This window comes from Pseudomonas sp. KBN10P06128 (assembly GCF_037574945.1).
Taxonomy (GTDB): Bacteria; Pseudomonadota; Gammaproteobacteria; order Pseudomonadales; family Pseudomonadaceae; genus Pseudomonas; species Pseudomonas aeruginosa.
Genome location: NZ_JBBELR010000001.1, coordinates 3750455 through 3759214 on the forward strand (window position 1 = coordinate 3750455; position 8760 = coordinate 3759214).

At 68.2% G+C, this 8760-nt stretch carries 1 protein-coding gene and 1 pseudogene; both read right to left on the reverse strand.

Annotated features, from left to right (window positions below):
• Window positions 1-2607, reverse strand: coding sequence for an amino acid adenylation domain-containing protein (locus VQ065_RS32000; RefSeq protein WP_372052613.1), 2607 nt, complete (start codon window positions 2605-2607; stop codon window positions 1-3).
• Window positions 2608-2625: 18 nt separating this feature from the next.
• A pseudogene (locus tag VQ065_RS32005) lies at window positions 2626-8760 on the reverse strand (amino acid adenylation domain-containing protein); the annotation flags it as partial.

Genomic DNA, 8760 nt, shown 5'->3' on the forward strand with positions numbered 1-8760 from the left:
TCATGAATAGACGAGGCTGCCGTGGATTTCTTCAAGCGCCTCCACCAGGGAGTCGAGCACCTCCTGCGCATGGGGTATCTGGAAATGCCCGCACGCGGCGACCCGACCGGCCAGAGGCTGACCACCCAATTGCCGCGACAGCGCCCGCACCTCTTCACCACGCCCGCGCGTCCACCAGCACAGCGGCCGGACCTGGATCGGCGAGCAACTATCCAGTTGCCCGGAGAGTTGCTTGAGTTGCCGGGCGACCAGGAATACCTGGGCCAGTTCGTCGCAGCCCAGCCCTCCCTTCCCGGTCTGGCCGACGCCAAGGCACTCGGCGATGGCGGCGCTGACGTTGTCGCGTTGCTCCAACCCGGCGGCCAGTGGCGGACGGGTTTCCAGGCCGGCGCTGACGCTGAGGAAGTCCAGCAGATCCTCGCGCCAGTCATCGGCGGCAGGCGCCTCGGTTCCCGGCACATAGCTGTCCAGCAGACCGAGGAAGGCCACCTGCTGTCCCTGCCGCTCGAGTTCGGCGGCCATCAGCATGCCCAGGGTCCCTCCCAGCGACCAGCCGAGCAGGTGATAGGGACCCTCGGCCTGGCGCTGGCGGATCAGCGCGACGTAATCCTCGGCCATCCGTTGCAGGGAAACGTCCCGCCAGTTCGGATCCAGCAGCGAGCGGGCCTGGATAGCCAGTACGCTGCGGCGGCCATTCAGGCGCCGGGCCAGCGGTTCATAGTCGAACACCGTGCCGAAGCCGGCATGCACGCAGAACAGCGGCGGGCATCCGTCCACCGCCGCGTTCAGCGCCAGGATCGGCGACGGCGGCGCAGCACTGTCGTCGTACCCGGACAAGGCGGCGATGCTCGGTTTCTGGATCAGGTCGCGCAGCTTCAGGCTGAAGCCCAGCTTCTTCAGGGCACGGGCCTTGGCCACCACCTGCATGCTGAGGATAGAGTCGCCACCCAGCTCGAAGAAGTTGTCGTGCACACCGATCCTTGCGATGCCGAGCACTTCCTGCCAGATACCGGCCAGGGCCAGCTCCAGCTCATTGCGCGGCGCAACGTAGGCCTCGCTGGCGGTGACGTCGATGTCCGGCAGCGCCTTGCGGTCGATCTTGCCGTTCGGCGTCAGCGGCATCGCCGGCAGCAGGGCCAGGTGCGCCGGCACCATGTACTCCGGCAGATCGCGCTTGAGGCGCTCGCGCAGGCGCTCGAGCAGGCCCGAGGCGTCCACGCCGTCTTCCGCAACCACATAGCCGAGCAGTTGCTTGCCACTCGCCGCGTCGCGGGCAACCACCACCGCTTCGCGGACCTCGCCGGCATCCTGCAGGCGCGCCTCGATCTCGCCCAGTTCGATGCGGAAGCCCCGCACCTTGACCTGGTTGTCGATGCGCCCGAGGTAGTCGAAGGTGCCATCCTCGCGCTGACGAACCAGGTCGCCGGTGCGATAGAGGCGCTCGCCGGTACGGCTGAACGGGTTGGCGACGAAGCGCTCGGCGCTCAACCCCGGTCGCTGCAGATAGCCTCGCGCCAGGCCGACACCGCCGAGGTACAACTCCCCGGCCACGCCTGCCGGCAACGGGTTCAGGTCGGCGTCCAGGACATAGCCGCAGCGCTCGCCGACGAAGCTGCCGATGGGCGCATAGGCAGCGCCGCATTCAGTGTCCATGGCAGCCTTCCAGATCAGCGGCGTGACCACGGTTTCCGTCGGGCCATAGCCGTTGATGATGTAGCGCGGTTTCAGCGCGCGCTTGGCCAGTTCGAAACCGGCCACCGGCACCGCGTCGCCGCCGAAGCAGTAGATGCGTACCGGCGGCGGGTTGCCGTCACGCTCGGCATGCTCGGCCAGCTGTTGCAGGTAGACCGGCGGGAACGCGGCAACCGTCACGCCGTGGCGTTGCATCGCCGCGTAGGTCTGCTCCGGCGTCCACAGCGCATCGTCGCGCAGCAGCAGGCTGCCGCCATGGCCCAGGGCGGTCAGCCAGCGCTCATGGGCGCCGTCGAAAGCGAACGACATGAAGTGCAGCTCGCGATCGGCCGGGGTCATCTCGTAGCGCTCGCCGACCGCGTCGATGTGCATCGCCAGAGGACCATGGCTCACCGCGACGCCCTTGGGCAGGCCGGTGGAGCCGGAGGTATAGATGACGTAGGCGAGGTTGGCGGGATGGACCTCGACCTGCGGCGCCTGCGCCGAATGCTCCAGCAGATCCAGGCGGTCCAGGGCCAGGGCGGGCACGCCGGCGGGCACCGGCAATTGCACCAGCGCCTGGGTTTCGCTCAGCAGCAGGGCGATGCCGGAGTCCTGCATCAGGTAAGCCAGCCGCTCACGCGGATACGCCAGGTCCAGCGGCACATAGGCGCCACCGGCCTTGAGCACGGCGAGCAGCGCGACGACCAGCTCGGTGCCGCGCGGCAGCGCCACACCGACCCGCACGTCGGCCGCCACGCCGCGCTCGACCAGCGCATGCGCCAGGCGGTTGGCCCGCGCGTCCAGCTCGGCGAACGAGTGGCTGCGCTCGTCGAACACCAGCGCGGTGGCGTCCGGCGTGCGCCGGCTCCACTCGCCGATGCGCTGGTGTACCAGCGGATACCGATCCGGACACGCGCCATCCGCCAACGGCACCCGGGCACTCGGCAAGCCGATGTTGCCCAGGCGGCACTCGGCGTCGCCGCTCAAGGCTGCGAGCAGCCCTTCCATGTCCGTACGCAGACGCTCGACCGAAGCCACGGCGAAGTGCTCGCGCAGGAACATGTATTCGATCGCCAGGCCGGAATCGTCGCTGGTCACCATCAGGTCCATGGGGAAGTTGGTCAGGCCTGCGCTGCGCATCTCGCCGAAGCGCAGCGAATCGTCGCGCCAGTCACGCAGCGTCCGGTCAACCGGATGGTTCTCGAACACGATGATGCTGTCGAACAGCGATTGACCGCTGCGCCCAGCCCAGCGCTGGATGTCGCTGAGCGGGGTGTACTCCTGCTCGCGCATCTCCAGGTTGTAGTCCTGCAAGGCTCTCAGCCAATCGCCGACGCACTGTTCCGGCGCCACTTCGCAGACCACCGGCAAGGTATTGATGAACAGCCCGAGGATCCGTTCCGACGCCTCCAGGCTGGCCGGCCGACCGGCAACGGTGGCGCCGAAGGACACGCAGCGCTGGCCGCTGTAGCGACTCAGCAGGAGCAGCCAGGCGCCCTGTACCAGGGTATTGAGCGTCACTCGCTGGGATTGGGCGAAACGTTTCAGGTGCTCGGTGGCATCGCTGTCCAGGCGCGTGTACAACGCCTGGTGCCCATATCCTTCGCGGGCAGCGTTGAAGGCGTCGGCCAGATAGGTCGGCTCGTCCATGCGTGCCAGTTGGCGGCGCCAGAAGGCCTCGCTGGCCTTGCCATCGCGCGCCCGCAGCCAGGCGATGTAGTGCCGGTAAGGGACGGCGGGCGGCAGGCTGCCGCCGGAATAGAGTTCGAGTATCTCGCCGAACAGCTGCGAAGTGCTCCAGCCATCGATGAGAATGTGGTGGTAGGTCCAGATCAACTGGTAGCGATCCTCGCCCAGGCGCAGCAGGCGTACCCGTTGCAGCGGCGGCTGGCCCAGGTCGAAGCCCTTGCGCCGCTCCTGTTGCGCGACCTGTTCCAGCGCTTCGTCGCTTATCGCCCGCCCACGCCAGTCGAGGACCTCGAACGGCAGCCCGGGATCGGCCAGGACAAATTGCAGGGGCTCTTCCTGGTCCAGCCAGAGGAAGCCGCTGCGCAACACTTCATGGCGCTGCGCCACCGCCGACCAGGCGCGTTGCAGGCGCTGCGGATCGAGTCCGTCGACCGCGATGCTCAATTGGTTGATGTACAACTCGGCGTCCGGGCTGTTCAGCCCGAGGAACAGCATGCCCTGCTGCATCGGCGAGAGGCTGTAGAGGTGTTCCAGCCGTTCGTGGGGCAACGGCAGCGCCTGCACTTGCTGCGGCAGTAGATTGTGCAGGACGGCGCCGTCGGGCACGCTCGCCGGCTCTGCGACGGGCGCCGCCGCGCTGCAGCGCTCGGCCAGCTTGCGAATGTTCTGCAACTGGAACAGGTCGCGCGGGCTCAGTTGCAATCCGGCCTGGCGCGCTCGGCTGACCACCTGGATCGAGACGATCGAGTCGCCGCCGAGGGCGAAGAAGTTGTCGGTCACGCCAACCCGCTCGCGCCCCAGGACATCCGCCCAGATCGCCGCCAGTTGCCGCTCCGGTTCGCTGGCCGGTGCCACGTATTCGCCGAGTCCGTCTTCCGCCTCGATCTTCGGCAGTGCCTTGCGATCCAGCTTGCCGTTCGGACTCAGCGGCATCCGCTCCAGCGCCAGCCACTGCGCCGGCACCATGTATTCCGGCAGGCTCGCCGCCAGGTGCGCGGCCAGGGCTTCGCGCCAGTCGCCGCTCTCGCTCTCCAGCACCACGTAGCCGACCAACTGCCTGCCGTCCACCGCCAGCACCGCCGCCTCGCGCACCCACGGATGCTCCAGCAGGCGCGCCTCGATCTCGCCCAGCTCGATGCGCAGGCCGCGCAGCTTCACCTGGTGGTCGATCCGCCCGGCGTACTCGATCACCCCGTCGGCGCGGTAGCGCGCCAGGTCGCCGGTGCGGTACATCCGCTCCCCAGCCACGAACGGGCTGGCGACGAAACGCTCGGCAGTCAGCCCCGGACGCTGGTGGTAGCCACGGGCCAGGCCCCGACCGGCCAGGTACAGCTCGCCGAGCACGCCCACCGGTACCGGCTCCAGGTTGCCATCAAGGATGTAGCAGGCCAGGTTGGCGATCGGCCGGCCGATCGGCACCGCGTCCTTGCCCTCCTCCATGCAGGTCCAGTGGGTGACGTCGATGGCCGCCTCGGTCGGGCCATAGAGGTTATAGAGGCCGGCCTGCGGCAGCTTGGCGAACACCTGCTGCTGGGCGTCCGCCGGCAGCGCCTCGCCGCTGCAAACGATGCGTTTCAGGCTGGTGCAGGAGACGACGTCTTCGTCCTGCAGGAAGGCCTGCAGCATCGACGGCACGAAGTGCAGCGTGTCGACCCCTTCGCGGTTGATCAGCGCCACCAGCTTCGCCGGGTCGCGATGGTCACCCGGCGCGGCCACCACCAAACGTGCCCCACTCATCAGCGGCCAGAAGAACTCCCAGACCGACACGTCGAAGCTGAACGGGGTCTTCTGCAACACCGTGTCGCCGACGCCCAGGCCGTAGGCCTGCTGCATCCAGCACAAGCGGTTGCTCAGCGCCGAATGGCGGTTGCCGGCGCCCTTGGGCTTGCCGGTGGAACCGGAGGTGTAGATGACATAGGCGAGGTTCTCGCCATCGAGATGAATATCCGGGTTCGCCTCACTGTAATCCTCGAACCAGGGCGCACCGCGATCCAGGTCGATCCGCTGCACACCTTGCGCCAGCGGCAGCTTCAGGTGCGACTGGCTGAGCAGCAGCTGCACACCGCTGTCCTCCAGCATGTAGGCCTGGCGCTCCTCGGGATACTCCGGGTCCACCGGCACGTAGGCGCCGCCGGCCTTGAGGATCGCCATCAGGGCCACGACCATCTCGATGGAACGCTCCATGGCCACGCCCACCAGGCGGTCCGCGCCGACCCCGCGCTCGATCAGGGCATGCGCCAGGCGGTTGGCCCGGCGGTTCAGCTCGGCGTAGTCCAGGCGCTCCTCGCCGAAGGCCAGCGCCGGCGCCGTCGGCGTGCGCTCGACCTGCTCCTCGAACAACCGGTGCACGCCGCGTTGCAGCGGGTACTCGGCCGCAGTGGCGTTCCAGCCTTCCAGCAACTGGTAGCGCTCGGCGGCAGCCAGGCTGTCCAGCTCGCCCAACGACGCCCCCGGGTTTTCGCACATCCCCAGCAACAAGCGTTCGAGGCGTTCCGCCAGGCACTCGATCGCCGCCTCGTCGAAAGCCTGGCGGGAATAGCTGTAGTGCAGTTCGAGGGTCTCTCCGGCGCTCACCAGCAGCGTCAGCGGATAGTGCGTCTGCTCCTGGTTGCTAAGCGCGTCGATCCGCATGTCCGTCGGTGTCTCTTCCGCCAGCGCTGCGGAAACCGGGTAGTTCTCGAATACCAGGATGTTGTCGAACAGGGCCTCGCCGACCTGCCCGGCCCAACGCTGGATGTCATACAACGGCGTGTGCTCGAACTCGCGCAGCGCCAGGTTTTCGCCCTGCACCGCCTGCAGCCAGTCGCCGAGCGGCTGCTCCGGACACGGGCTGGCGACCACCGGCAGCGTGTTGATGAACAGGCCGATCTGCTCCTCGATCCCGCGCAACTCCGCCGGACGACCGGATACGGTGGCACCGAAGGCCACGGTGTCCTGCCCGGTGTAGCGTTGCAGCAGTATCAGCCAGGCCGCCTGGACCAGGGTATTGAGCGTCACCTTCTGCTCACGGGCGAACTCTGCCAGGCGCTGGCTCGTGGTGACGTCCAGCTGACGATAGCGATCGGCATGGCCCTCGGCACCCCGCACCCCGTGGGCGAACGCCGGAACCAGCAGGGTCGGCTCGCCCAGCCGCTGAAGGCGCTGCTTCCAGAACGCCTCGGTGCGACCCGCATCCTGGCGTTGCAGCCAGGCGATGTAGTCGCGATAGCGCCCATCCGAGCGCGACGGCGTCTCGCCGCGGTAGCGCTGCAAGACTTCGCCGAGCAACTGCGAGTTGCTCCAGCCGTCCATCAGGATGTGGTGATTGGTGTAGATCAGGTGGTGCCGGCGTTCGCCGGTACGCACCAGCACCAGCCGCAGCAGCGGCGCCTCGGCGAGTTCGAAGCCGAGCCCGGCCTCGCCGGCGGCGAGGGCATCGAGCGCCTCGGCGAGGTCCGCGCGGTCGCGCCAGTCGTGCACGCTGAACGGCACCTCGACGCGCTTGCGCACCAGTTGCAGCGGCTTTTCCAGCGCACCCTGCCAGAGGAACCCGCTGCGCAGGACTTCGTGGGCATCCAGCGCCGCCTGCCAGGCCTCGCGGAAGCGTTGGGGATCCAGGCCTTCCACGTCCAGACGCATCTGGTTGATGTAGTCGCCGCTGTTCTGCTGGTACAGGCTGTGGAACAGCATACCCTGCTGCATCGGCGACAGCGGATAGAGATCCTCCACCTCGCCCGCCGCCAGGGGCAAAGCGTCCAGTTGCCGCTGGTCGAGCCCGGCCAGGGGGAAGTCCGAAGGGGTCACGCCTTCGACATCGGCGGCGCAACAATGCTCGATCAGCGCCAGCAGCTCGTCGCGATAGGCATCGGCGAGGCGAAGGATGCTCGCCTCGCTGAAACGCGCGGCGCTGAAGCTCCAGTCGATACCGAGCCGGCCGGCATAGACCTGGCCGTTGAGACTCAGCCAGTTGTCCAGCGGCGCGTCGCTGTCGCGCTCGCTGCCGGCCGCATCGGCGCTGGGACGGAACAGCGCGGAGGAATCGGCGGAGAAGCTGCCGTCGAACTGCCCCAGGTAGTTGAAGGTGATGCGCGGACTCGGCAAGGCCGCCAGCGCCGCCCGATCCTCGGCGCTGCCGAGGTAACGCAGGGCGCCGAAACCCAGACCCTTGTGCGGAATCGCGCGCAGTTGCTCCTTGATCCGTTTGATCGAAGCGCCCAGCTCCGCCACCGGCGACAGGCGCAGCGGGAACAGGCTGGTGAACCAGCCTACCGTGCGGGTCAGGTCGATGTCCTCGAACAGCTCCTCGCGCCCGTGTCCTTCGAGCTGGATAAGGGTATCCGCCTGGCCGGTCCAGCGACCGATGACCCGCGCCAGGGCGGTGAGCAGCAGATCGTTGACCTGGGTCCGGTAGGCCGCCGGCGCTTCCTGCAACAACCGGCGCGTGGCCTCTTCGGTCAGCTCGGTACGTGCCGAACGGACATGCCGGACCGATTGCGCACCCTCGCGATCGTCGCAGGGCAGTTCGGTGGATACGCCTTCGAGCTGCGCCAGCCAGTAGCCGCGCTCGCCCTCCAGGCCGCCGTCGCGGGCATGCGCCTGCAAGCGTTCGGCCCACGCCTTGAAGGCGCTGGTCTTGGCGGGTAGCGCAACGGCCTGGCCGGCCTGCAACTGGCGGTAGGCGGTCTGCAGGTCTTCGAGCAGGATCCGCCAGGAAACCCCGTCCACCGCCAGATGGTGGATCACCAGCAACAACCGCTGGCTGCCGTCTCCGAGCGTCGCCAGCAGCGCGCGCAACAGTGGCCCGCGGCCCAGGTCGAGACTGCGCTGGGCCTGCTCCGCCAAGGCTTCCAGCGCTTGGCCGTCGGCGACCGACTGCTGCCACAACAACGCCTCGCCGGCCTCGACCGCGCGGTGTTCGGCGCACCAGGTCCCGTCTTCGAGGCGGAAGCCCAGGCGCAACGCATCGTGGTGCGCCAGCAAGGCCTGCAGCGCCGTTTCCAGAAGCGTACCGTCGAGCGCCTGCCCCGGCTCTAGCAGGACCGACTGGTTCCAGTGCTGGCGCCGCGGGATATCCAGTTCGAAAAACATCTGCTGGATCGGCAGCAGCGGCGTGCTCCCGCTGATCGGCCCCTGTTCGGCGCTGGCCAAGCCGCGACCCTCGACGGCCACGCCGGCCAGGCCCCGGATCGTCTGGTGCAGGAACAGGTCCCTGGGCGCCAGCCGGATCCCGGCCTGGCGCGCGCGGCTGACCACCTGGATGGAAATGATCGAGTCGCCGCCAAGTTCGAAGAAGTTGTCGTCCAGGCCGACGCGGCCAAGCTTCAGCACATCCGCCCAGATTGCCGCCAGGCGCTGCTCCAGCTCGCTGCGCGGCGCGGCATAGTCCTGCTGCAGGCGGCTGGCGTCCGGGGCGGGCAA